Source organism: Ideonella sp. (assembly GCF_041918995.1).
GTDB lineage: Bacteria > Pseudomonadota > Gammaproteobacteria > Burkholderiales > Burkholderiaceae_C > Ideonella.
In genome coordinates, this window is record NZ_JAYRUN010000008.1 from 140,515 (window position 1) to 163,295 (window position 22,781).

19 protein-coding genes are annotated in these 22,781 nt (G+C 71.8%); 11 read left to right on the top strand and 8 right to left on the bottom strand.

The features are described from left to right. On the bottom strand, positions 1–471 hold the full coding sequence (locus tag ACE3UN_RS09265) for an HIT family protein (protein WP_374674645.1): 471 nt from the start codon (positions 469–471) through the stop codon (positions 1–3). Further along, positions 468–4,415, bottom strand: coding sequence for a DUF3683 domain-containing protein (locus ACE3UN_RS09270; protein ID WP_374674646.1), 3,948 nt, complete (start codon positions 4,413–4,415; stop codon positions 468–470). Before ACE3UN_RS09270 ends, ACE3UN_RS09265 begins: the two co-directional genes overlap by 4 nt. 254 nt (positions 4,416–4,669) lie before the next feature. Between ACE3UN_RS09270 and ugpB the strand changes: the two genes are divergently transcribed. Genes ugpB through ugpQ form a run of 5 tightly spaced genes read left to right on the top strand, consistent with a single transcriptional unit; the run spans position 4,670 to position 9,607 of the window. After that, positions 4,670–5,995 (top strand): sn-glycerol-3-phosphate ABC transporter substrate-binding protein UgpB, encoded by a 1,326-nt coding sequence (gene ugpB / locus ACE3UN_RS09275; protein WP_374674647.1) that lies wholly within the window; start codon positions 4,670–4,672, stop codon positions 5,993–5,995. 8 nt (positions 5,996–6,003) lie between these two features. After that, complete coding sequence (gene ugpA / locus ACE3UN_RS09280; protein WP_374674648.1) at positions 6,004–6,888, top strand: sn-glycerol-3-phosphate ABC transporter permease UgpA; 885 nt, start codon at positions 6,004–6,006, stop codon at positions 6,886–6,888. Beyond that, positions 6,885–7,733: a sn-glycerol-3-phosphate ABC transporter permease UgpE gene (ugpE, locus tag ACE3UN_RS09285; protein WP_374674649.1), complete on the top strand. Its 849-nt coding sequence runs from the start codon at positions 6,885–6,887 to the stop codon at positions 7,731–7,733. Before ugpA ends, ugpE begins: the two co-directional genes overlap by 4 nt. A gap of 30 nt (positions 7,734–7,763) precedes the next feature. Then, positions 7,764–8,849, top strand: a complete 1,086-nt coding sequence (locus ACE3UN_RS09290; protein ID WP_374674650.1) for a sn-glycerol-3-phosphate import ATP-binding protein UgpC — start codon at positions 7,764–7,766, stop codon at positions 8,847–8,849. A 2-nt stretch (positions 8,850–8,851) separates the two neighbouring features. After that, complete coding sequence (gene ugpQ / locus ACE3UN_RS09295; RefSeq protein WP_374674651.1) at positions 8,852–9,607, top strand: glycerophosphodiester phosphodiesterase; 756 nt, start codon at positions 8,852–8,854, stop codon at positions 9,605–9,607. 53 nt (positions 9,608–9,660) lie between these two features. On the opposite strand, the gene ACE3UN_RS09300 is transcribed toward ugpQ, so the two are convergent. Continuing rightward, a complete protein-coding gene (locus ACE3UN_RS09300; protein ID WP_374674652.1) occupies positions 9,661–10,998 on the bottom strand; it encodes an MFS transporter in 1,338 nt (445 codons plus the stop codon). Between the two features lie 349 nt (positions 10,999–11,347). Here ACE3UN_RS09300 and ACE3UN_RS09305 point away from each other — a divergent pair, with 349 nt between their 5' ends. Genes ACE3UN_RS09305 through ACE3UN_RS09325 form a run of 5 tightly spaced genes read left to right on the top strand, consistent with a single transcriptional unit; the run spans position 11,348 to position 13,365 of the window. Further along, positions 11,348–11,674 carry a hypothetical protein gene (locus ACE3UN_RS09305; protein WP_374674653.1) on the top strand — a complete coding sequence of 109 codons (327 nt, stop codon included), beginning with the start codon at positions 11,348–11,350 and terminating at the stop codon, positions 11,672–11,674. Between the two features lie 22 nt (positions 11,675–11,696). After that, positions 11,697–12,158 (top strand): polymer-forming cytoskeletal protein, encoded by a 462-nt coding sequence (locus ACE3UN_RS09310; protein WP_374674654.1) that lies wholly within the window; start codon positions 11,697–11,699, stop codon positions 12,156–12,158. Positions 12,159–12,207: 49 nt separating this feature from the next. Next, the gene (locus ACE3UN_RS09315; RefSeq protein WP_374674655.1) at positions 12,208–12,696 is read left to right on the top strand and encodes a polymer-forming cytoskeletal protein; all 489 of its coding nucleotides are present in this window, start codon (positions 12,208–12,210) and stop codon (positions 12,694–12,696) included. A gap of 22 nt (positions 12,697–12,718) precedes the next feature. Beyond that, positions 12,719–12,943, top strand: coding sequence for a hypothetical protein (locus ACE3UN_RS09320; RefSeq protein ID WP_374674656.1), 225 nt, complete (start codon positions 12,719–12,721; stop codon positions 12,941–12,943). Continuing rightward, entirely contained in the window at positions 12,940–13,365 is a 426-nt protein-coding gene (locus ACE3UN_RS09325; RefSeq protein WP_374674657.1) for a polymer-forming cytoskeletal protein, read from the top strand. The genes ACE3UN_RS09320 and ACE3UN_RS09325 overlap by 4 nt, the downstream gene beginning before the upstream one ends. 31 nt (positions 13,366–13,396) lie before the next feature. Here ACE3UN_RS09325 and argJ read toward each other — a convergent pair whose 3' ends face one another. The 3 genes from argJ to ACE3UN_RS09340 all read right to left on the bottom strand — a co-directional run bounded on the left by argJ (position 13,397) and on the right by ACE3UN_RS09340 (position 16,785). Then, positions 13,397–14,635, bottom strand: a complete 1,239-nt coding sequence (gene argJ, locus ACE3UN_RS09330) for a bifunctional glutamate N-acetyltransferase/amino-acid acetyltransferase ArgJ (RefSeq protein ID WP_374674658.1) — start codon at positions 14,633–14,635, stop codon at positions 13,397–13,399. A gap of 73 nt (positions 14,636–14,708) precedes the next feature. Next, the gene (locus tag ACE3UN_RS09335) at positions 14,709–15,050 is read right to left on the bottom strand and encodes a hypothetical protein (RefSeq protein ID WP_374674659.1); all 342 of its coding nucleotides are present in this window, start codon (positions 15,048–15,050) and stop codon (positions 14,709–14,711) included. A gap of 145 nt (positions 15,051–15,195) precedes the next feature. Next, positions 15,196–16,785: a clostripain-related cysteine peptidase gene (locus ACE3UN_RS09340; RefSeq protein ID WP_374674660.1), complete on the bottom strand. Its 1,590-nt coding sequence runs from the start codon at positions 16,783–16,785 to the stop codon at positions 15,196–15,198. 211 nt (positions 16,786–16,996) lie between these two features. On the opposite strand from ACE3UN_RS09340, the gene ACE3UN_RS09345 reads away from it, so the two are divergent. Continuing rightward, positions 16,997–19,231, top strand: a complete 2,235-nt coding sequence (locus tag ACE3UN_RS09345; RefSeq protein ID WP_374674661.1) for a tetratricopeptide repeat protein — start codon at positions 16,997–16,999, stop codon at positions 19,229–19,231. Here ACE3UN_RS09345 and ACE3UN_RS09350 read toward each other — a convergent pair. Together ACE3UN_RS09350 and secA are read right to left on the bottom strand one after the other, a co-directional pair. Further along, positions 19,223–19,822 (bottom strand): GNAT family N-acetyltransferase, encoded by a 600-nt coding sequence (locus tag ACE3UN_RS09350; protein ID WP_374674662.1) that lies wholly within the window; start codon positions 19,820–19,822, stop codon positions 19,223–19,225. The genes ACE3UN_RS09345 and ACE3UN_RS09350 overlap by 9 nt on opposite strands. A 34-nt stretch (positions 19,823–19,856) precedes the next feature. Continuing rightward, complete coding sequence (gene secA, locus ACE3UN_RS09355) at positions 19,857–22,601, bottom strand: preprotein translocase subunit SecA (protein ID WP_374674663.1); 2,745 nt, start codon at positions 22,599–22,601, stop codon at positions 19,857–19,859. Positions 22,602–22,781 lie beyond the last annotated feature (180 nt).

The window sequence follows — 22,781 nt, forward strand, 5'->3', positions numbered from 1 at the left end:
CTACCCGCGGCCGGGCGACAGGCCGGCCAGCGCGGCCTCGATGGCGGCATCCACCGCGGCCAGCCGCGATGCCACCTGCGCCGCGGCGTCGTCCGGCGAGGCCCGCTGGGCCGCCGCCCAGATGGGCGCCGGGAAATGGCTGTCCCAGGCGAAGCGCGCCACCACGTGCCAGTGCAGGTGGGGCACGACGTTGCCCAGCGAGGCGAGGTTGATCTTGGTGGGGGCCAGGGCCTGGCGCAGCGCCTGCTCCACCGCTGCCACCGCCTCCATGCAGTGCAGCCGGTCGGCCGCGGACAGCTCGGAGAACTCGGCCACGTGCGTGCGCCAGACCACCCGGTAGAAGGCCGGGAAGGCCGGGGCATCGAGCACCCGCAGCACGCGCAGGCGATCGTCGGCCGCCACCACCTGCCAGGCACCGGTGGGCGACGCGGCGGCGCACAGCTCGCAGCCGGGCACCGGCTCCCCGCTCACACCAGCACCCGCTCGATGCCGCCGTCGTTGGCGCGGCGCACGTAATCCGGCATCCAGTCCTCGCCCAGCAGGCGGCGGGCCATCTCCACCACGATGTAGTCGGCCTCGAGCAGGCCATTGGACAGGTCGTCCTGGTAGCGCGACAGGCCCTGCAGGCAGCTGGGGCAGGAGGTGAGGATCTTCAGGTTGTCCTTCGGACCCACCTGGCCGCTGCTGCGCAGCTGGGCCTCGGCGCGGCGGATCTCCTCTTCCTTGCGGAAGCGCACCTGGGTGGCGATGTCGGGCCGGCTCACGCCCAGCGTGCCGGACTCGCCGCAGCAGCGCTCGCTCTTGCTCACGCCGTCGCCCACCAGGCCCTTCACGGTCTTCATGGGCTCCTGCTGCTTCAGCGGCGTGTGGCAGGGGTCGTGGTAGAGGTAGGCCGTGCCCCGGCCATGGGCATCGTCCAGCGTGATGCCCTTTTCCAGCAGGAACTCATGGATGTCGACGATGCGGCAGCCGGGGAAGATCTCCTCGAACTTGTAGCCCTGCAGCTGGTCGTAGCAGGTGCCGCAGGAGACCACCACGGTCTTGATGTCCAGGTAGTTCAGCGTGTTGGCCACGCGGTGGAACAGCACCCGGTTGTCCGTGATCATGGCCTCGGCCTTGTCGAACTGGCCCGAGCCGCGCTGCGGGTAGCCGCAGCACAGGTAGCCCGGCGGCAGCACGGTCTGCACGCCCGCCTGCCACAGCATGGCCTGCGTGGCCAGGCCCACCTGGCTGAACAGGCGCTCGGAGCCGCAGCCGGGGAAGTAGAACACCGCCTCGCTGTCCACCGTGGTGCGCGCCGGGTCGCGGATGATGGGCACGTAGGCCTTGTCCTCGATGTCCAGCAGCGCGCGGGCGGTCTTCTTGGGCAGGCCGCCCGGCATCTTCTTGTTGATGAAGTGGATCACCTGCTCCTTCACCGGGGCGCTGCCCACGGTGGCCGGCGGCGCGGCCGTCTGCTTGCGCGCCGCGAGCTTGAGCACGTCGTTGGCCACGCGCTGCGCGCGCATGCCCACGCCCACCATCGCCGTGCGCGCCAGCTTGATGGTCTGCGGGCTGGTGGCATTGAGCATGAACATCGCCGCCGCGTTGCCCGGGCGGAAGCTCTTTTGCCCCATCTTGCGCAGCAGGTTGCGCATGTTCATCGACACGTCGCCGAAGTCGATCTTCACCGGGCAGGGGTTGAAGCACTTGTGGCAGACCGTGCAGTGGTCGGCCACGTCCTCGAACTCCTGCCAGTGCTGGATGGACACGCCGCGGCGCGTCTGCTCCTCGTACAGGAAGGCCTCGACCAGCAGCGAGGTGGCCAGGATCTTGTTGCGCGGGCTGTACAGCAGGTTGGCGCGCGGCACATGCGTGGCGCACACCGGCTTGCACTTGCCGCAGCGCAGGCAGTCCTTCACCGAGTTGGCGATGTCGCCGATGTCGCTCTGCTGCATGATGAGCGACTCGTGGCCCATCAGGCCGAAACTGGGCGTGTAGGCGTGGCTCAGGTCGGCCGCGTGCACGTCGGCGTCCGCCAGGGCCGCCAGCGCGGTGCCACGCAGCAGCTTGCCCTTGTTGAACCGGCCCTCCGGGTCCACCCGCTGCTTGTAGGCCGCGAAGTTGGCCAGCTCGTCGTCGGTGAGGAACTCCAGCTTGGTGATGCCGATGCCGTGCTCGCCGGAGATCACGCCGCCCAGCGAGCGCGCCAGCACCATGATGCGCGCCACGGCCTCGTGGGCCGTCTGCAGCATCTCGTAGTTGTCGGAGTTGACGGGGATGTTGGTGTGCACGTTGCCGTCGCCGGCGTGCATGTGCAGCGCCACCCACACCCGGCCGCGCAGCACCTCCTGGTGCAGGCGCCGCGTCTCGTCGAGGATGGGCGTGAAGGCCGCGCCGGCGAAGATGGCCTGCAGCGGCTGGAAGATCTGGCGCTTCCAGGACGCGCGCAGCGAGCCGTCCTGCAGCTGGTCGAAATAGCTGCGCTGGGCGTCGGCCTGCACGACGTCCAGCCCCAGCAGCCAGCCCTGCCACAGCGCCTGCACCTGGCGCAGCAGCGCCAGCGCCTGCTGCACGCGGTCTTCCAGCAGCTCGGCGCTGGGGATCTCGCCGGCGTCGTCCGTCTTGCCCAGCGGCAGCTCGCCGCGGGTGAAGAAGGCCAGCAGCCGGTCCAGCAGCGCCAGCTTGTTGCGCAGGCTGAGCTCGATGTTGATGCGCTCGATGCCGAGCGTGTACTCGCCCATGCGCTCCAGCGGGATCACCACGTCCTCGTTCACCTTGAACGCGTTGGTGTGGCGGCTGATGGCGGCCGTGCGCTTGCGGTCGAGCCAGAACTTCTTGCGCGCGTCGGGCGACACGGCCACGAAGCCTTCGCCCGAGCGGCCGTTGGCCAGGCGGATCACCTCGCTGGTGGCGCGCGCCACCGCGTCCGCGTCGTCGCCCACAATGTCGCCGATCAGCACCATCTTGGGCAGGCCGCCGCGCTTGCTCTTCGTGGCGTAGCCCACGGCCTTGAGGTAGCGGTCGTCCAGGTGCTCCAGGCCGGCCAGGACCGCGCCGTCCGGGCGCTTCGCCTCGGCGAACATGAAGTCCTTGATGTCGACGATGGACGGCACGCAGTCCTTGGGGTTGCCGAAGAACTCCAGGCACACGGTGCGCGTGTGCGCGGGCATGCGGTGCACCACCCAGCGTGCGCTCGTGATCAGGCCGTCGCAGCCTTCCTTCTGGATGCCCGGCAGGCCGGCGAGGAACTTGTCCGTGACGTCCTTGCCCAGCCCTTCCTTGCGGAACACGCGCCCGGGGATGTCCAGCCGCTCGGTGCGCTGCAGCACCTTGCCCGTGGCGTCGAAGTGGCGCAGCTCGAAGCTGGCCACCTCCACGTCGTGGATCTTGCCGAGGTTGTGGTTCAGGCGCACCACCTCCAGCCAGGTGGCCTGGGGCGTCACCATCTTCCAGCTGGCCAGGTTGTCCAGCGCCGTGCCCCACAGCACCGCCTTCTTGCCGCCGGCATTCATGGCGATGTTGCCGCCGATGCAGCTGGCTTCCGCCGAGGTCGGGTCCACCGCGAAGACGTGGCCGCCCCGCTCGGCCGCGTCGGCCACGCGCTGGGTGACCACACCGGCCTCGGTCCAGACGGTGGCCACCGGCCGGTCCACGCCGGGCAGGCTGACCTGCTCCACCTCGGTCATGGCCTCGAGCTTCTCGGTGTTGATCACCGCGCTCTTCCAGGTGAGCGGCACCGCGCCGCCCGTGTAGCCGGTGCCGCCTCCGCGCGGGATGACAGTGAGGCCCAGCTCGATGCAGGCCGCCACCAGGCCGGCCATCTCCGCCTCGCTGTCGGGCGTGAGCACGACGAAGGGGTATTCCACGCGCCAGTCCGTGGCGTCGGTCACGTGCGACACGCGCGACAGGCCGTCGAACTTGATGTTGTCGCGCGCCGTGTGGCGGCTGAACGCCTTGCGGGTGCGCTGGCGCAGCGCGGCCACGTCGTCGAAGCGGCGGGCGAAGCGCTCCACGGCCGAGCGGGCCGCCGCCAGCAGCTCGCCCACGTGCGCATCGCGCTCGGCGTCGTCCGCCGGGGTGCGGCGGCGCTCCACCTCGGTCAGCCGGTGGTGCAGTGCGTCGATCAGCAGGCCCCGCCGCTTGGGGTTGTCCAGCAGGTCGTCCTCGAGGTACGGGTTGCGCTGGACCACCCAGATGTCGCCCAGCACCTCGTACAGCATGCGCGCGGAGCGGCCGGTGCGGCGCTCGTCGCGCAGGCGGTCCAGCAGGGTCCAGGCGCGCTCGCCGAGCAGCCGCAGGACGATCTCGCGGTCGGACAGCGAGGTGTAGTTGTAGGGGATCTCGCGCAGCCGGGGCGCGGCACCGTGCGGCGGGTGGCCCTGGCCGTCGGGGTCAGTCGGCTGGAGGGTGTCGGCGGGCAGCGGGGCGTTCATGGGCAGACCAGTCGCGGCGGCCGGGCCCACGCCTGCAGGCCACGCGGACGCCTGTAGGGGCACGTGAGGGTGAATCGTACCGCAGCGCAGCATTTTCCGTGGCTGGCGCGCCGGGTGGCCGCGGCGCCGTCGCCGTCAAGCCGGATCTGCCCGGTACCGGCCGTGGCGTCCCCATGACACAACGCAGAAATCTGTCACGGACTCGGCGGATACTCGCGCGCTTCCAGCCTGCGCCACCCGCCCTTGGAGCACACATGACCCGCTGCCTCACCCCGATCGCCCTGGCCGCCGCCCTCGCCGGCGGCCTCGCCCTGGCCCCCCTGCCCGCCCGCGCGCAGGTGGAGATCCAGTGGTGGCACTCCATGACCGGCGCCCTGGGCGAGCGGGTCACCGAGCTGGCCACGGGCTTCAATGCCTCGCAGACGGGCTACAAGGTCGTCCCCGTCTACAAGGGCAGCTACCCCGAATCGATGACCGGCGCCATCGCCGCCTACCGCGCCGGCAACCCGCCGCACATCGTGCAGGTGTTCGAGGTGGGCACCGCCACCATGATGGCCGCGCAGGGCGCCATCAAGCCCGTGCACCAGCTCATGAAGGACGCCGGCCAGCCCTTCGACGCCAAGGCCTACCTGCCGGCGGTCGCGGGCTACTACACCGACCGCAAGGGCAACATGCTGTCCATGCCCTTCAACTCGTCCACGCCGGTGTTCTACGTGAACGAAGAGGCCTTCAAGAAGGCCGGCCTGCCGCCCAAGGCGCCGGCCACCTGGAAGGAGTTCGGCGTGGTCGCCGGCAAGCTCAAGGCCAGCGGCCAGGCCTGCGTGTACACCACCGGCTGGCCCGCCTGGGTGCACGTGGAGAACTTCAGCGCCTGGCACAACCTGCCCATCGGCACGCTGGAGAACGGCATCGGCGGCGTGAAGACCGAGTTCAGGATCAACTCGCCCGCCCACGTGGCCCACGTGCAGATGCTGGCGGACTTCGCCAGGAACGGCTGGTTCACCTACGCCGGCCGCAAGAACGAGGCGGAGGCCAAGTTCTTCAGCGGCGAGTGCGCCATGCTGACCTCCAGCTCCGGCGCGCAGGCGAACATCCGCAAGAACGCCAAGTTCCCGTTCTCGGTGAACCTGCTGCCCTACCACGACACCGTGGCCGGGGCGCCGCAGAACTCCATCATCGGTGGCGCCAGCCTGTGGGTGATGGGCAAGAAGAAGCCCGAGGAATACAAGGGCGTGGCGCAGTTCCTGAGCTACCTGTCGAAGACCGACCTGCAGGTGAAGTGGCATGAGCAGACGGGCTACGTGCCCATCACCCTGGCCGCCTACGACGCCGCGAAGAAGGCCGGCTACTACGACAAGGTGCCCGGCGCCGACATCGCCGTGCGCCAGCTCACCTACAAGGCGCCCACCGCCAACTCCAAGGGCCTGCGCTTCGGCAACTACGTGCAGGGCCGCGAGGTGATCGAGGAGGAGATCGAGGCGGTGCTGGCCGGCAAGAAGACGGCGCAGGCCGCCATGGACGAGGCCGTGCGCCGGGGCAACGAGCTGCTGCGCCGCTTCGAAGCCACCGCCAAGGAATAATCCGCCCCATGGGTCAACGCGTCGGTTTCGGCAACCGCTGGCTGCCCTATGCGCTGGTGCTGCCGCAGATCGCCGTCACGGTGGTCTTCTTCTTCTGGCCGGCGCTGCAGGCCCTGTGGTTCTCCATGCAGCTGCAGGACCCGTTCGGCGAACGCACCGAGTTCGCCGGCTGGGCCAACTTCCAGGCGCTGTGGCACGACACCGGCTACCTGGCGTCGTTCCAGACCACGGCCGTGTTCAGCGTGCTGGTGGCCTCGCTGGGCATCGCCATCTCGCTGGCGCTGGCCACGCTGGCCCACCGGGTGGCCCGCGGTGCGCTCGTCTACCGCACCCTCCTGATCTGGCCCTACGCCGTGGCGCCGGCCGTGGCGGGTGTGCTGTGGGCGTTCCTCTTCGCCCCCAGCGTCGGCGTGGTCAGCCATGGCCTGCGCTTGATGGGCGTGGACTGGAACTGGGTGCTGCGCGGGGACCAGGCCATGCTGCTGGTGGTGCTGGCGGCCACCTGGAAGCAGATCAGCTACAACTTCCTGTTCTTCCTGGCCGGCCTGCAGTCCATCCCGCCGTCGCTGCTGGAGGCGGCGGCGATCGACGGCGCCGGGCCGGTGCGGCGCTTCTGGACCATCGTCTTCCCCCTGCTGTCGCCCACCACCTTCTTCCTGCTGGTGGTGAACATCGTCTACGCCTTCTTCGACACCTTCGGCGTGATCGACGCCACCACCGCCGGCGGCCCGGCCCAGGCCACCAACATCCTGGTCTACAAGGTGTACACCGACGGCGTGAAATCGGCCGACCTCGGCGGCTCCTCGGCGCAGTCGGTGATCCTGATGGCCATCGTGATCGCGCTCACGGTGGTGCAGTTCCGCTTCGTCGAGCGCAAGGTGCAGTACGGATGATCCAGAACCGCCGCGGGCTCGACCTGCTCAGCCACGGCCTGCTGCTGCTCGCGGTGGCGGTGGTGGCCTTCCCGCTGTACGTGACCTTCGTCGCCTCCACCCGCACGCTGGAGGAGGTGCTGGCCGTGCCCATGCCGCTCACGCCGGGCAGCCACGGCTGGGCCAACTACAGCCAGGTGCTGTTCGGCGGCTCCACGCGCGGCGCCGGCGCGCCGGTGGGGCCGATGATGTTCAACAGCCTGGTGATGGCCATCGTCATCGCCGTGGGCAAGATCGCCATCTCGCTCATCGCGTCCTTCGCCATCGTCTACTTCCGCTTCCCGCTGCGCCGCACCTTCTTCTGGATGATCTTCGTGACGCTGATGCTGCCGGTGGAGGTGCGCATCATCCCCACCTTCCAGGTGGTGTCCGACCTGGGCATGCTGAACTCCTACGTCGGCCTCACCCTGCCGCTGATCGCGTCGGCCACCGCCACGTTCCTGTTCCGCCAGTTCTTCATGACGGTGCCGGACGAGCTCACCGAGGCCGCCCGCATCGACGGCGCCGGCCCCATGCGCTTCTTCGTCGACGTGCTGCTGCCGCTGTCGCGCACGTCCATCGCCGCGCTGTTCGTCATCCAGTTCATCTACGGCTGGAACCAGTACCTCTGGCCGCTGCTCATCACCACCGACGAGTCGATGTACACCGCCGTCATCGGCATCAAGCGCATGATCGTCGGCGGCGACGCGCTCACCGAATGGCCGCTGGTCATGGCCACCGCCATGCTGGCCATGCTGCCGCCGGCACTGGTGGTGCTGCTGATGCAGAAGTGGTTCGTCAAGGGCCTGGTGGACGCCGAGAAATAACGACACGAGAGTCACCCTCCGACCCCTCCCATGGCCAGCATCTCCCTTCGCGACGTCCGCAAGACCTACGGCCGCGGCGACAGCGCCAACGCGGTGATCCACGGCGTGAACGCCGAGATCGCCGACGGCGAATTCATCGTCATCGTGGGGCCCTCGGGCTGCGGCAAGAGCACCCTGCTGCGCATGGTGGCCGGGCTGGAGGAGATCACCGCGGGCGAGATCGCCATCGGGCCGCGCGTGGTGAACCGCCTGGAGCCCGCCGAGCGCGACATCGCCATGGTGTTCCAGAACTACGCGCTCTACCCGCACATGAGCGTGTACGACAACATGGCCTATGGCCTGAAGATCGCGCGCCGCCCCAAGGCCGAGATCGACGAGCGGGTGAAGAAGGCCGCGCAGATCCTGGAGCTGGGCCACCTGCTCGAGCGCAAGCCCCGGCAGCTTTCGGGCGGCCAGCGCCAGCGCGTGGCCATGGGCCGGGCCATCGTGCGCCAGCCGCAGGTGTTCCTGTTCGACGAGCCGCTGTCCAACCTGGACGCCAAGCTGCGCGCGCAGACCCGGCTGGAGATCCAGAAGCTGCACGCGGAGCTGGGCGTCACCTCGCTGTTCGTCACGCACGACCAGGTCGAGGCGATGACGCTGGCCCAGCGCATGATCGTCATGAACGCGGGGCAGGTGGAACAGATCGGCAGCCCCGAGGACGTCTACACCCGCCCGGCCACCACCTTCGTCGCCAGTTTCATCGGCTCGCCGCCGATGAACCTGCTGGCCGGCCAGGCCGACGGCGCCGGCCTGCAGGTGGGCCAGGCGCGGCTGTCCCTGCCGGCCGCGGCGCCGGCGCAGGGCGCGGTCACGCTCGGTGTGCGGCCGGAGCATGCCGAGCCCGCGCCTGCGGGCACACCCGGCGCGTGGTCGCTGCAGGTCGAGCTGGTGGAGATGCTGGGCGCCGAGCGCCTGGTGCACGGCCGGCTGGGCGGCGCAGGCGGCGCGGCCTTCACCCTGCGCATTCCCAGCACGCTGCCCGCGCCCGCCATGGGGCAGCCGCTGCCCGTGGTGGTGGCGCCTGCCCATCTGCATTGGTTCGACGCGGCCAGCGGCCGCCGCCTGGGAGAGTGACCGTGGCCGCCGTGCTGCCCGACTGGCCGTACCCCTTCTGGATCGCCCACCGCGGCGCCGGCAAGCTGGCGCCCGAGAACACGCTGGCGGCGTTCCGCGTGGGCGCCTCGCACGGCTGGCGGGCCTTCGAGTGCGACGTGAAGCTCTCGGCCGACGGCGTGCCTTTCCTGCTGCACGACGACACGCTGGACCGCACCACCAGCGGCACCGGCCGCGCCGCCGACCTGCCGTGGACGGCGCTGTCGCGCCTGGACGCCGGCGGCTGGCACAGCCGGGCGTTCGCCGGCGAGCCGCCGGCCAGCCTGGCCGCGGTGGCCGCCTGGCTGCGCCGCAACGGCCATGGGCTGGACCTGGAGATCAAGCCCACCCCGGGCGACGAGCGGCGCACCGGCGAGGTGGTGGCCGCGGAGGTGCTGCGCCTGTGGGCCGGCGATCCCCGGCCGCCGCTGCTGTCATCCTTCCGCCCCGAGGCGCTGGAGGGCGCCCGCAGCACGGCACCGCGGCTGCGGCGCGCCCTGCTGGTCGACACCGACTGGCCCGGCTGGCTCGACGTGGCGCTCGCGCTGGGCTGCGTGGCCGCCATCACCCACCATCGCCTCATGGACGCCGCGCTGGTTGCCCGCCTGCACCAGGCCGGCCTGCGGGCCCTGGTCTACACGGTGAACGACCCGGCCCGCGCCGCGGAGCTGCAGGCGGCCGGGGTGGACGGCATCATCACCGATGCGGTGGACGTGTTCGTGGCGGACGGCCCCTGCTGAGCCGGCCCTGAGCCGGCCCTGAGACGACCCTGAGGCGGGTCGCCCGAGGCGGATCACACGGTGCCCTCCGCCAGCGCCTCGGCCGCCCGCCCCGGCGCGGCGGCCGGGGCCGTCGATGGCAGGCTGCGCACGTCACGCAGCGTGCGCCATTGCCAGGCCAGCGCACCCAGCAGCAGGGCGCCGCCGCCGGCGAAGCCCAGCGCCGCGCGCAGCCCCACGTGCTCACCCAGCCAGCCGCCGATGAGCGCGCCGGGGCCGGCCGGCAGCAGCGTGAGCCAGCGCATGGTGCTGGTCATGCGGCCCAGCAAGGGCTCGGGCGTCACCGCCTGGCGCAGGGCCAGGAAATTGATGAACACCATCACCGCGCCCATGCCGAACAGGCCGAGCATGAGGGCGAAGGCCGCCACGCCCCACGGCCCCACCGGCGCGAGCGACAGGATCGCCCAGCCGCTGCCCGCCACCGCGAAGCCCGCCACCATGCAGGGGCCCGGGCCGATGCGGCGGCTGATGCGGTCGCCCAGCAGGCTGGCGCCCACGGTGCCGATGCCCAGCCCCACGTAGCTCAGGCCGACGGCCTGCTCGCTCATGCCGAGCACGCGGGTGGCGAACAGGATCTGCACCACCAGCGCCGCGTGGTGGCACAGCTGCAGCGCGCCCACGCACACCGCCAGCGCCACGAGCAGCCGCTGGTGCACCACGAAGCGCAGGCCCACCTTCAGGTCGGTCCAGAAGCGCCCGGCCACGGGCGGGGCCAGCGTCTCGTTGACGCGCACGCCGCGCAGGATGAGGGCGGAGCCGAGCAGCGCGCACGCGTCCACCAGCAGCGCGACCGGTGCGCCTAGCAGGCGGATGAGGGCGCCGGCCACCCCGGGGCCCGCGACCTCGGCGCCCGAACTGGCGAGCGAGTTCTTGGCGTGCGCCTCCACCAGGCGGGTACGGGGCACCACCTGGGTCAGCACCACCTGCGCGGCCGAGCCGGCCACGGTGTACACCGTGCCGATGAAGAAGCCCACGGCGTACAACCAGCCCATCGTGAGCCAGCCTGCCCACCAGGCCAGCGGCACGCTCGCCACGGCAAAGGCCAGCACGGTCTCGCCGCCGATGTAGACCGGCAGCTTGCGCACGCGGTCGAGCCACACGCCGCCCGGCAGCGAGAACAGCACGAACGGCGCGATCTCCATCGCGGTCAGCCAGCCCATCTGCGTGGGGCTGGCATGCAGCAGCACCGCCGCGGTGAGGGGCAGCGCCAGCATGGTCACCTGCCCGCCCAGCGAGCTGATGAGGATGGACGTCCACAGGCGGCGGTACACCCGGTCGCGCAGCAGGTCGTCGGGGGCCAGGCGCACACGCGCCCGGGCACGGGAGAGCAAGGTCGTGAGCGTCATGCCCATGGCGCACATCGCTTTCTCGGCGGAATGCCACAAGGGGCCTGCCCCGCACGGGGCCGGCCGGAAGAGAAGAGGCGGCGAAAGAGGAAGGCCGTGTCCGATGCTTCCGCCGGGGAGAGCCGGCGGACCGCCCGGTGTGACCGGGCGACGGTGCCAGCTAGGGCAGGCGCGGGCGCACCCCCGCCATGCACGGTGCGGCCAGCGGTCGGTGACCGCGGGCGCAACGGGAGGTGGCAGAGGTGGAGTTCATCGGGGGGGCGGATCAGGAGGTGAGCGCCGATCCTAGCAGCCGCCCCCTCGGCGCGGCAAGCGCCACGCACCCCAAGGCCAGGGGGCGGCCCATAATCCGGCCATGCACGACCGCGACGCGATCGACCGCTACTTCACCGAGCAGGTGGTGGGCGCCCCGGTGTCGCTCACGCTGGGGCCGGGCGACACCGTGCGCCGCGAGCCCCCCGCGGGCCTGACCTGGCGCCTCAGCGGCACCGAGGCCGAGCAGCTCGCCGCCGCAGCGCGTGCGCTGCTGTCCGGCAGCCCGGCCGTCCCAGCGGGCCAGCCCCAGTCGGCATGGGCCGCACGCCGGGCCCGCCGCCGCCTCGCGGCGGCCCTGGCCGGGCTGCTCGTGGCCTGGCCGGCGCTGCTGTGGGCGCTCGCCCGTGCCGCCGGCTGGCTGGGCTGACGCCGCTTTCGCCCTTCCCGCCATGGACACACGCGCCGATCCGCCCGCCCCGCCCGACCGCCCGCAGGACACCCTGGTCATCGACCCGGTGCGGCTGCACATCGTCAACCGCGTGGCGCCCGACACGCTGCTGGCCGGCGACTTCCATTTCAAGGGCGGCCTGCTGCTCCAGGGCAGCCTGCATGGGCAGGGGGAAATCGCCGGCCGGCTGGTGGTGTGGCACGGTGCCCGCCTGGTCGGCCGCTTCCGCGTGCTGGGCGATCTTTACGTGTTCGGTGCGCTCGGCCACCCCGCAGACACCGAGGACGAGGTCGACGACCAGACGGAGATCGAATGCCAGGGCACGGCCTATGTGGCCAGCACCGGCGTGTCCACCGGCACCCTCATCGCGGCGAAGCTGCGTATGTATGATGGGGCGGTCCTGCAGGGCCCCTTCCGCACGCTGCGCGCCTCGCGCTCGCTGCCGGTGCTGCAGGGGGGCTGAGCCGCCCCGCACGCGCCCCGCATCGTCCCCCACTGCCCGACGACCCGCCATGGACCCCGACGACAGCGCCCTGCCCGACTCCCCTGCCGTGCCCATGGGCCAGGCCATGCCGGAAACCCGGCAGCTGCCCACGCTGCTGCCGTCGCAGCAGGCGGTGGCGGCCGCCCCGGCCCGGATGCGCGGGCTGTCCACCCTGGGCGAAGGCCTGCGGTTCGTCGGTGATGCCCTGATCGACGGCTCGCTGTCGGTGGCCGGCGAGGTGCGGGGCAACCTGCACGTGCAGGCCGGCCCAGGCGGCGATGGCGGCCATGTCACCGTGGCGGCCACCGGCTCGGTGACGGGCGACGTGACCGCCCGCCACATTTCCGTGCTCGGGCGCGCCGACGGCCTGCTCGACGCGGCCGGGGGCCGGGTGTCGCTGCACGACACGGCCTGCGTGAGCGGCCGCATCCGGTACACCCACCTGCAGGTCAACGGCGCCGACCTCAATGCGCAGCTGGAGCGCGTGCGCCCCGAGGGCGATGTCGGCCGCACCTGATGGCCCGGCGGGCCGTCCACGCGTGGCCACCACCGACGAGCTGCGCCGCGCGGCGCTGGCCCGCTCCTCGCGCCGCGGCGCCCAGGTGGCGCGGCGGCGGGTGCGCCAGCGGTGGGCGGCGTGGGCCCTGCGCGTGGCGCTGTCGGCACTGCTGCCCGTGCTGCTGCTGACAGGCGGGCTGTCGGGTGCGGGCCCTGCAGTACCATGGACCGCGCCCACCGATTCCGCCAAGGAGACCTCACCGTGAACGGCAGCGACACCGACCGCACCCCGGCCCGCCTGGTGCCCGTGGAGCAGCTCAATGCGATCTCCAGCCTGGTGGCCGAAGGCGCGCTGTTCGAGGGCACCTTCAGCGCGCGCGTCGACCTCGGCATCAAGGTGGACGGCCACCTCAAGGGCGACATCCGCCTCGAGTCGGGCGGCACCGTGCACATCGGCCCCACCGGCTTCGTCGAGGGCAGCACCATCGAGGCCGACCACGTGCTGATCGAGGGCCGGGTGCGTGGCACGGTGGTGGCGCGCCAGACGCTGGAGATCACCGGCTCGGCCACCCTGCTGGGCGACGCGCTCTACGACGCGCTGCTGGACGTGCACCCGCGTGCGCGCCTGCGCGGCAAGGTGGAGTTCCGCGGCGAGCTGGACCTGCCTCCCGCCTCGCCGACCCCCTGAACCCGCCGGGGACAGCGGGCGCCGCAGCGGCTCAGGAGCGGTAGTCGGCGTTGATGCTCACGTAGTCGTGCGACAGGTCGCAGGTCCACACGGTGGTCTGCGCCTCTCCCCGGTGCAGGCCGACCCGCACGGCGATCTCGGCCTGCTTCATCACCCGCTGGCCGTCCTCCTCCCGGTAGTCGGGGTGGCGGCCGCCCTGGCGGGCGACGTGCACGTCGTCGAGGAACAGGTCGATCAGCCCCTGGTCGAGGTCGTCGATGCCGGCGTAGCCCACCGCCGCCAGGATGCGGCCCAGGTTGGGGTCGCTGGCGAAGAAGGCCGTCTTGACGAGAGGCGAATGCGCGATGGCATAGGCCACCTGGCGGCACTCGTCCTCGGTGCGCCCGCCTTCCACCTGCACCGCGATGAACTTGGTGGCGCCTTCGCCATCGCGCACGATGGCCTGGGCCAGCTCGCGCGCCACGTCGAACACGGCCGCCTGCAGCGCACGGCCGTCGGCGCTGTCCAGCGAATCGATGCGGGCGTGGCCGGCCTGGTGCGTGGCGACCAGCACGAAGGAATCGTTGGTGGAGGTGTCACCGTCGATGGTGATGCGGTTGAACGACGCATCGGCCGCGGCGCTCACCAGCGGCTGCAGCAGGGCCGGGTCCACCACCGCGTCGGTGGCCATGAAGCCCAGCATGGTGGCCATGTTCGGCCGGATCATGCCCGCGCCCTTGGAGATGCCGGTGACGTGCACCTCCCGGCCGCCGATCGACAGCGTGCGCGAGGCGGCCTTGGGCACGGTGTCGGTGGTCATGATGCCCTCGGCCGCCCGCCCCCAGTGGGCGGGGGAGCGGTCGGCCAGCGCCGCGGGCAGGCCGGCCTCGATGCGCTCCACCGGCAGGGCCTCCATGATGACGCCGGTGGAAAACGGCAGCACCTGCTGCGGCGCCAGCCCCAGCTGGCCGGCCAGCGCGGCGCAGGTGCGGCGAGCGCGCGCCAGGCCGTCCGCGCCGGTGCCGGCGTTGGCGTTGCCGGTGTTCACCACCACCGCGCGGACACCGCCGATCGCCGGCGCTGCGGCCAGGTGCTCGCGGCAGACCTGCACCGGCGCGGCGCAGAAGCGGTTGCGCGTGAACACGCCCGCCACCGAGGCGCCCTCGGCCAGGGTCATCACCACCAGGTCCTTGCGGTTCGCCTTGCGCACGCCGGCCTCGGCGATGCCGAGCTCCACGCCGGCCACCGGCGCGAGGGTGGCGAAATCGGGGGTGCGGTAGTTCACGGGCATGGCGGCAACAGGAAACAGGACACAGAAGGCGCCGATTGTAGGAAGCGGCCGCCCGCCGGCGCGCCAGCGGCCGTCACGCCAGCGCGCGCGTCCAGGTGAAGAACTGCTCCTGCGGCCGCATCGGCGGCATCGGGGCGCGTGCGGCGGGCAGGTTCCGGGCCAGGCTGGCCGCCGACGGCAGCCCGCGTGAGACCAGGATGGCCAGCTGGTTCAGCGTCTGGAAGCGCTGCAGCCGCTCCAGCGCCGCCTGCATGGCCGCGGCGTCGTGCGAGTGCCGGGCCTCGTCCGCCCCACGCAGGCAATCGTCGAGCAGCGCCCGGGCGAAGGCGGCCGCCGAGCCCAGCTCGGCGTATTCGCGGGCCAGCTGGCGGCAGCGGGATTGCTCGGCCAGCAGCAGGTCTTCGAGGGTGGTCATGGCGTACTCCTTGGGTGGTGCCGGGAAGGCCGCCGGGGGCCGGCGGCGTGGAACGTATTGCATCGCGGACCGAGTGGCAGCGCGACGCATGCGCGTGCGGCCCGGGGCCGTCCCGGCAAGACGACCCCTGGACGATCGCGGCGCGTCAGTCGGCCTGCCGCCGGGCCGCATCGAGCAGGCGCTGCGCAATCCGGCCAAGCGGCCAGCGCGGGCGCGGCCGTCCGCATTCGGGCGGCGTGCCCTTGGGCCCGTCGTACCGCGGGTTGAAGGCCGGCAGCGGCGGGATGCGGCCGACATGGAAGGAACGGAAGGGCACGTCCTTGTGGTACTCGACCAGGAAGTCGACCCAGTTCGTCTCCTTCAGGAAGTCGATGACGCCCGGCTGCACGGGCGGCGGCGATTGCGGCGGGTTCACGTCCACGTAGTAGGCCGAGCGCCAATCCCACTGCCCGGTGCGCAGGGGGTCGGGCAGGAAGATGTTCATGGCCAGCGCCCGGGCGCTGAAATCCCAGCGGATCTGGCCGGAGTCGTCCAGCCAGGGCACGTCGTTGTCGCCATAGACCTTGATGCCGTCCAGCAGCTTGCTCAGTGACAGCGCCGCGTCGCGGATGGCGGGGTAGGCCACGGCCGCGTCGCCCAGCGCGGCCGCCAGGCTGTGCAGGTCGGTGAGCTGGTCCGGCGTCTCCAGCTGCCAGCCCGGCTCGGAGTCGTACTGCTGCGCCTTCTCGATGACCGACTGGATCACGGCGATGAGCGCCGCCCGTTCGGCCGGCGCAGCGGGCTGCAGCGCCGCCAGCATGGCATCGGCCAGGCGGTCCACGCCCGCGGCGATGCCCTCCATGCGCGCCAGCTCGACCATGCCGGCGACGGTGGGGTGATGCGGCTTCTGCAGCAGCTGGGCGTGGTTCTGCTCGGCGAACCAGCGGGCCAGGTCGCGGGCCGTGGCGCTGCCCTTGTCCTGCAGCAGCTGGAACACCGCCGGGTAGGCGGCCCCCGAGGTAAAGAAGTTGTAGTTGCAGTAGCCGGTGGCGAAGTCGGCATGCGGCGCCACCGTGTGCAGCACCTCCACCGACATGTTGAAGCAGTTGTTGAAGTGGATCACCGCGGGCCGGGCCGCGCCACGCTGGCGCGCCAGCGCCAGCGCCTGCCCGAGGCCCCAGGTGGACAGCGGCATGGCATTGGCGGGCAGGATGGGGTAGCCACCGGGCAGGATGGGGTAGCCGCCCGGCAGGATCGGGTAGCCACCGGGCAGCACGGGGGCCGCGTCGGTGTCCGAGAAATGCCATTCGAAGCGGCCGTCGTCGGTGACACGCGCCGGCGTGAGGTGCCGCCGGTCGATCTCGGGCAGGTAGCCCGCGCCGTGCCCCTCCAGCGCCAGCACCAGCGCGGCGCCCGGGTAGCGCTGGCTGGCGTGCACCAGCAGGCCGCTCAGGCTGCGCCAGGAGGCCATGTCGTGCTTCCAGCGCGACACCACCTGGGGGGCGGTCGCGTGGGCCGGGATCTCCACCAGCCAGGTGTCGTCGTCGGTGCGGTCGATGAGCGCCACCACATGCACGCCGCATCGCGCCACGTCGGCCAGCGCCAGCACCAGCGGATGCGCCTCCACCTGCGTGGTCTGGCCATCCGGGAAGCGGCTGAGCTGGTCGTCCATGCCGAAGGGGGCGTGCACGGCCAGCACCACGCCGTCGCCGAGCGGGCGGCCAGCGTCGAGCGTGAGCACGGGAAGTCGGTTCATGAGGGTCTCCGGTGAGGTGTCCGGGCGCACGAAGGAGGCGGCGCCCACGGGGTACGGTCGCTACACTAGGCCCGCTCGCGTCGCATGCCAACGCACGGCCCTGCGGCCGCGCGACCGGGCGGCCAGACGATGCGCCGACGATCCGCTGCGAACAGCGTCGTGCGGCCCGGTCGGGCCGGGTCCCCGCTCCCCAGTTTGAAGTCCGAGCCGCATGCCCAGCCCCCGCGCCCACCCTTCTGCCGCCGCCGTGGGCGGCGTGCTGGAAGCCCTCCTGTCGGACTGCCGGGAGGGTCGCCTGGGCTTGTGGCCACGCGCGCACCCGCGCCTGTGCGCCTGGCTGGCCGCGCGCGAGCTCGCCCCGGCACTCGACACCCTGGCGGACGCCCTGCCCGCCGAGCAGTCGCATGCCCTGGCCATGCAGCTCGCACTGGGCGCCGTGCTCTCGCGCCTGCGCCCCGACGGCGGGACCGGCTTCGAAGGCATCGACGAGGACGCCTGGGTCTCGCGCACGAGCTGGCGGCCCTTCCTGGCCCTGGCCTGCCACTGCGGCCTGCTGCCCGTGCCGGCCTTTTCCGGGCGCTACCGGCGCGGTCCGGACGAATCGCCGGCCGACAACCTCTGCGGCCTGTGGTCCGTGGGGGCCAGCACCTTCTACCGCTACGTGGACAAGGGCAAGCGCCAACTCGCCGACACGCTGCTCGAGCGCCCGCCCGCGCCCGAGCGCCTGCGCCTGCGCGAGGCCGCCACGTCGCACCTGCACGATGGGCCGGTACCTGCGCAGGGCTGGCCGGCCTGGCACGGCGCCCAGGCTGCCGCTGCGCTGCAGCGGGGGCGGGTGGCCAGTGCGCTCTGGCATGGGCTGTGCGCGGCGGACATCGGGCTGGTCCTGCAGGCCCTGGAGCACGACACCCTGACGGCGGCGAACGTGCCCGAGGTCATGGCGCTGTTGCAGCGGGTGGAGCAGTCCATGACGCTCACGCCGGGGCAGCAGGTGCTGCTGGCGCTGGGCCGCGCCGACGTCTGGCGCCACCACGGCAACGAGGAGCAGGAGCTGTCGCACCTGCAGCAGGCGCTGCGGCTGGCGCATGCCCACCCCGCAGCCGGACAGCTGGCGCGGGTGTTCCTGGCGCTGGGCCGGTTCCATGAATCGCGCGATGCCGACCGCTCGCTCGCGTGCTTCGAGGACGCCGCGCGGGAAGCCCGACCCAGCGCCGAATCGCCCGCCGACGCGCAGACCGCCGCCGCCCAGCAGGCCACCGCCTTCGTGCGCATGGCGTGGCTGCACATGCGGCGCAAGGACCCGCGCGCGCGCGACCTGCTGGACCGCGCGGAACGCCTGCGGCAGGCTGCCCGCCTGCCGGACGACGTGCTGGGCGACGTCGAGCAGACCTGGGGCGAGTACTGGCGACGCGCCGGCGAGCTGCGGCGGGCCCTGGAGCACCAGCAACGCGCGCTCAACATCGCGCAGCGCCGCGGCCACCGTCGCAGCGAGCTCACCGCCTACCTCAACCTCAGCCTGCTCTACGGGGAGACCCGCGAGTTCGGCCGCGCCACCGAGTATGGCGAGCGGGTGCTGGAAGCCGCTCGCCACCTGGCGGTGGAACCGGAGATGCTGGTGTGCGCCCACGGCAACCTGGGCGTGGCCTACTACTTCGAGGGCCGCTACGACGACGCGATCCGCGCCTACCAGGCCAGCCTGGCGCTGGCCGAACGGGCGGATCTGCGGTCGCGGCTGGGCGTGACCCACTACAACCTCGCCGAGGCGCACTACAAGCGCTTCCAGCAGGACGGCGACCCCGTCGACGAACTGGCAGGCGACCGGCATGCCGTGCTGGCGATGCGCATCGGCGCCGAGGAAGGGACGCCCGGGCTTGCCGAGGCGGGCCGCGTGCTCAAGCGCGACGTCCTCGGCGACACGGGTTCCATCGACCGGCTGCTGCCCGCCGAGCATGCGGCGCATTTCGAGGAGATGGCCGAGGTGGATCGCCTGCGCCGCCAGCTGGCCGTGCCGGCGCCCGCGGCCGACCGGGCGCGGCTGCACCTGGCCATCGCCCGGCACTACGCCACCATCGCGGCCCGCGAGCGGGAGGCGGCGTTGTCCCTGCTCGCGCCGCACGGCGCCGGGCCGGATCTGGTGGGCGAGCTGGAGGCGGTGCGGCGCGCCTTCGAACGCGGCCTCACGCGCGAGCAGCGGCTGGCGCAGGACTGGCAGCAGGCCGCCCACGACCTGCTCGCCGACGGCCGGCGCCAGGCGGTGCTGGCGCATCTGCTGACGCACGGCAGCATCCAGAAGAGCGCCTATGCCGAGGTGGCCCAGGTCAGCCTGGCCACGGCCTCCAAGCACCTGGGGCTGCTGGCCGAACGCGGGCTGCTGCTGCAGACGGGCAAGGGCCCGAGCACCCGCTACCTCGCGGTCGACCGCGCCGAGGCCGCGTCCTCAGGCTGAAGCGGCAGCGCCCTGCGGTGCCGACGAGGGCACGGGCGCAAGCGCAGCGAACATCCACTGGTCGCACAGCCGGCCCTGGGCGTCGCGCTCGCGGTGGTGCAGGCGGCCCTCCCGCACCATGCCCAGCGCGTGCTCGGCGAAGTGCAGGGCCCGGGTGTTGTCCACCTCCGAGATCGCCTCGATGCGCACCAGGCCGAGCGAGAAGCCCAGGTCCATGACCGCGCGCACCGCCTCGCGCATGAGGCCCTGGCCGGACTGGCGCACATCGCCCACGTAGCCGATCTCCGCCCGGGGCGTGTGGAAGTCGAAGCTGTGCAGGTCGATGCGGCCCACGTGGGCACCGTCGTCGCGCCGCAGGGCGTGGAAGATCAGGCAGTCGCCCTCGTTCACCAGGGCGCGGCCGCCTTCGCAGAAGCGCTCGGCCCAGGCCCTGTCCACGGCGTGCTGGCCCCAGTGGATGAAGCGCAGGGCGGGCAGGGACGCGTTGAGCGACTCGGCGAACGGGGCCGCCACCTCGGGCACCGGCCACACCAGGCGCAGCCGCGGCGTGTGCAGCTCGCGTGGCGCCTGGATGAGCGTGCGTCGTTCCATGCGCGGGCGCGGTCGTGGGCCGGCGCCCGGCCGATCAGCTCAGCCGCCCGTGGCAGGCCTTGTACTTCTTGCCGCTGCCACAGGGGCAGGGGTCGTTGCGGCCCACGCGCGGCACCTCGTCGGCCAGCGTGGCGGGGTCGGCCTCGCTGCTGACGCTGCCGTCCTCGTTGGGATGGGTGTAGGTGACGTTGGCGATGCGCTCGGCGCGGTCCTCGATGGCCTCGGCCGCCTGGCTCACCTGCTCCTGGGTCTGGATGCGCACGGTCATCAGCACGCGGGTGACTTCCATCTTCACCACGTCGAGCAGCTGGGCGAAGAGCTCGAAGGCCTCGCGCTTGTACTCCTGCTTCGGGTTCTTCTGCGCATAGCCGCGCAGGTGGATGCCCTGGCGCAGGTAGTCCAGCGCGGCCAGGTGCTCGCGCCAGTGGCTGTCCATCGCCTGCAGCAGCACCATGCGCATGAACGGGGTGAACTGCTCCTCGCCCACGATGTCCAGCTTGTGCTGGAACGCGGCGTCAGCGGCATCGAGCACCTTGGCCAGGATGTCGTCGTCGGTGACGGAATCGCTGCCCTCCACCATGGCCTGCAGCGCCACCTCGAGCTGCCACTCCTCGCGCAGCACCTTCTCCAGCGCCGGCAGATCCCACTGTTCTTCCAGGCTCTCGGCCGGCACGAAGGTGCGCACGACGTCGGTCATGGTGGCGCGGCGCAGGTTGGTGATCTGCTCGATCAGCGAACCGGCCTCGAGGATCTCGTTGCGCTGCTGGTAGATGACCTTGCGCTGGTCGTTGCTGACGTCGTCGTACTCGAGCAGCTGCTTGCGGATGTCGAAGTTGCGGGCCTCGACCTTGCGCTGCGCGGATTCGATGGAGCGCGAGACGATGCCGGCCTCGATGGCCTCGCCCTCGGGCATCTTCAGCCGCTCCATGATGGCCTTGACGCGGTCGCCGGCGAAGATGCGCATCAGCGGGTCTTCGAGCGACAGGTAGAAGCGCGAGGCGCCGGGGTCGCCCTGGCGGCCCGAGCGGCCACGCAGCTGGTTGTCGATGCGGCGGCTCTCGTGCCGCTCGGTGGCGATGATGCGCAGGCCGCCTTCGGCCTTCACCTTGTCGTGCAGGCCCTGCCACTCGTCCTTGAGCTGCTGGATGCGGCGCGCCTTCTCGTCGGCCGGCACGGACTCGTCGGCCTCCAGGAACTGGATCTGCTTCTCGACGTTGCCGCCCAGCACGATGTCGGTGCCGCGGCCGGCCATGTTGGTGGCGATGGTGATCACGCCCGGGCGGCCGGCCTGGGCGACGATTTCCGCCTCCTTGGCGTGCTGCTTGGCGTTGAGCACCTGGTGCGGCAGCTTGGCCTTGGTGAGCAGCGCCGAGACCAGCTCGGAGTTCTCGATGGAGGTGGTGCCCACCAGCACCGGCTGGCCGCGTTCGTGGCAGCTGCGGATGTCGGCCACCACGGCGTCGTACTTCTCGCGCGAGGTCTTGTAGACGAGGTCCAGCTCGTCCTTGCGGATCGTGGGCCGGTTGGGCGGGATGACCACCGTCTCCAGGCCGTAGATCTCCTGGAACTCGTAGGCCTCGGTGTCGGCGGTGCCGGTCATGCCGCCGAGCTTGCCGTACATGCGGAAGTAGTTCTGGAAGGTGATCGAGGCGAGCGTCTGGTTCTCGCTCTGGATCGCCACGCGTTCCTTCGCCTCCACGGCCTGGTGCAGGCCGTCGGACCAGCGCCGGCCCGTCATCAGGCGGCCCGTGAACTCGTCGACGATGACCACCTCGCCGTTCTGCACCACGTAGTGCTGGTCACGGTGGAACAGGTGGTGGGCCCGCAGCGCCGCGTACACGTGGTGCATCAGCGTGATGTTCGCGGGGTCGTACAGGCTCGCACCCTCGGCCAGCAGGCCGGCCTGGGACAGGATGGCCTCGGCGTGCTCGTGGCCCTGCTCGGTGAGGAACACCTGGTGGCTCTTCTCGTCCACCGTGAAGTCGCCCGGCTCGATCACGCCCTCGCCGGTGCGCGGATCCGCCTCGCCGATCTGCTTCTTCAGCTGCGGCACCACCCCGTCGATGCGCAGGTACAGCTCGGTGTGGTCCTCGGCCTGGCCGCTGATGATCAGCGGCGTGCGGGCCTCGTCGATCAGGATGGAGTCGACCTCGTCCACGATGGCATAGGCCAGGCCGCGCTGCACGCGGTCGCCCAGCTCGTGGACCATGTTGTCGCGCAGGTAGTCGAACCCGAACTCGTTGTTGGTGCCGTAGGTGATGTCGGCGGCATAGGCGGCCTGCTTCTCGGCGCGGTCCATGCCGGGGACGTTCACGCCCACGCTCAGGCCGAGGAAGTTGTAGAGCCGGCCCATCCACTCGGCGTCACGCCGCGCGAGGTAGTCGTTCACCGTCACCACATGCACGCCCTTGCCGGGCAGTGCATTCAGGTAGACGGGCAGCGTGGCCATCAGCGTCTTGCCTTCGCCGGTGCGCATCTCGGCGATCTTGCCCGCGTGCAGCGACATGCCGCCCAGCAGCTGCACGTCGAAGTGCCGCATGCGCAGGGCGCGCTTGCCGGCCTCGCGCACCACGGCGAACGCCTCGGGCAGGAGGTCGTCCAGTGGCTCGCCTTGCGCCAGGCGCTGGCGGAACTCGGCCGTCTTGCCCTGCAGCGCGGCATCGTCCAGCGAGGCCAGTCCCGACTCCAGCGCGTTGATCGTCTCGACCGTGCGGCGATAGCCTTTGAGCAGGCGGTCGTTGCGACTGCCGAAAATCTGGGTCAGGAGCTTGGGCAACATGCGGCGATGTGGCGAATGGTGGGGTGGCGGGCGCGGCGCGCACGGCGCGCTGCGGTGCGCCTCGGGTGGTGCGCTCGTGCGGTGCGCAGCACATGAGGCCGGGCGGCGCGATTGCAAGCAGGGCGCCGCGCAGGCCACGGCGCCCGGGACCGCCGGGCGCGAAAGCGCGGCAGTTTAGCA

Coding starts and splice junctions, on each gene's coding strand:
- ACE3UN_RS09270 (WP_374674646.1), bottom strand. CDS start 4,415: ATGAACGCCCCGCTGCCCGCCGACACCCTCCAGCCGACTGACCCCGAC.
- ugpB (WP_374674647.1), top strand. CDS start 4,670: ATGACCCGCTGCCTCACCCCGATCGCCCTGGCCGCCGCCCTCGCCGGC.
- ugpA (WP_374674648.1), top strand. CDS start 6,004: ATGGGTCAACGCGTCGGTTTCGGCAACCGCTGGCTGCCCTATGCGCTG.
- ugpE (WP_374674649.1), top strand. CDS start 6,885: ATGATCCAGAACCGCCGCGGGCTCGACCTGCTCAGCCACGGCCTGCTG.
- ACE3UN_RS09290 (WP_374674650.1), top strand. CDS start 7,764: ATGGCCAGCATCTCCCTTCGCGACGTCCGCAAGACCTACGGCCGCGGC.
- ACE3UN_RS09300 (WP_374674652.1), bottom strand. CDS start 10,998: ATGGGCATGACGCTCACGACCTTGCTCTCCCGTGCCCGGGCGCGTGTG.
- ACE3UN_RS09305 (WP_374674653.1), top strand. CDS start 11,348: ATGCACGACCGCGACGCGATCGACCGCTACTTCACCGAGCAGGTGGTG.
- ACE3UN_RS09310 (WP_374674654.1), top strand. CDS start 11,697: ATGGACACACGCGCCGATCCGCCCGCCCCGCCCGACCGCCCGCAGGAC.
- ACE3UN_RS09315 (WP_374674655.1), top strand. CDS start 12,208: ATGGACCCCGACGACAGCGCCCTGCCCGACTCCCCTGCCGTGCCCATG.
- argJ (WP_374674658.1), bottom strand. CDS start 14,635: ATGCCCGTGAACTACCGCACCCCCGATTTCGCCACCCTCGCGCCGGTG.
- ACE3UN_RS09335 (WP_374674659.1), bottom strand. CDS start 15,050: ATGACCACCCTCGAAGACCTGCTGCTGGCCGAGCAATCCCGCTGCCGC.
- ACE3UN_RS09340 (WP_374674660.1), bottom strand. CDS start 16,785: ATGAACCGACTTCCCGTGCTCACGCTCGACGCTGGCCGCCCGCTCGGC.
- ACE3UN_RS09345 (WP_374674661.1), top strand. CDS start 16,997: ATGCCCAGCCCCCGCGCCCACCCTTCTGCCGCCGCCGTGGGCGGCGTG.
- ACE3UN_RS09350 (WP_374674662.1), bottom strand. CDS start 19,822: ATGGAACGACGCACGCTCATCCAGGCGCCACGCGAGCTGCACACGCCG.
- secA (WP_374674663.1), bottom strand. CDS start 22,601: ATGTTGCCCAAGCTCCTGACCCAGATTTTCGGCAGTCGCAACGACCGC.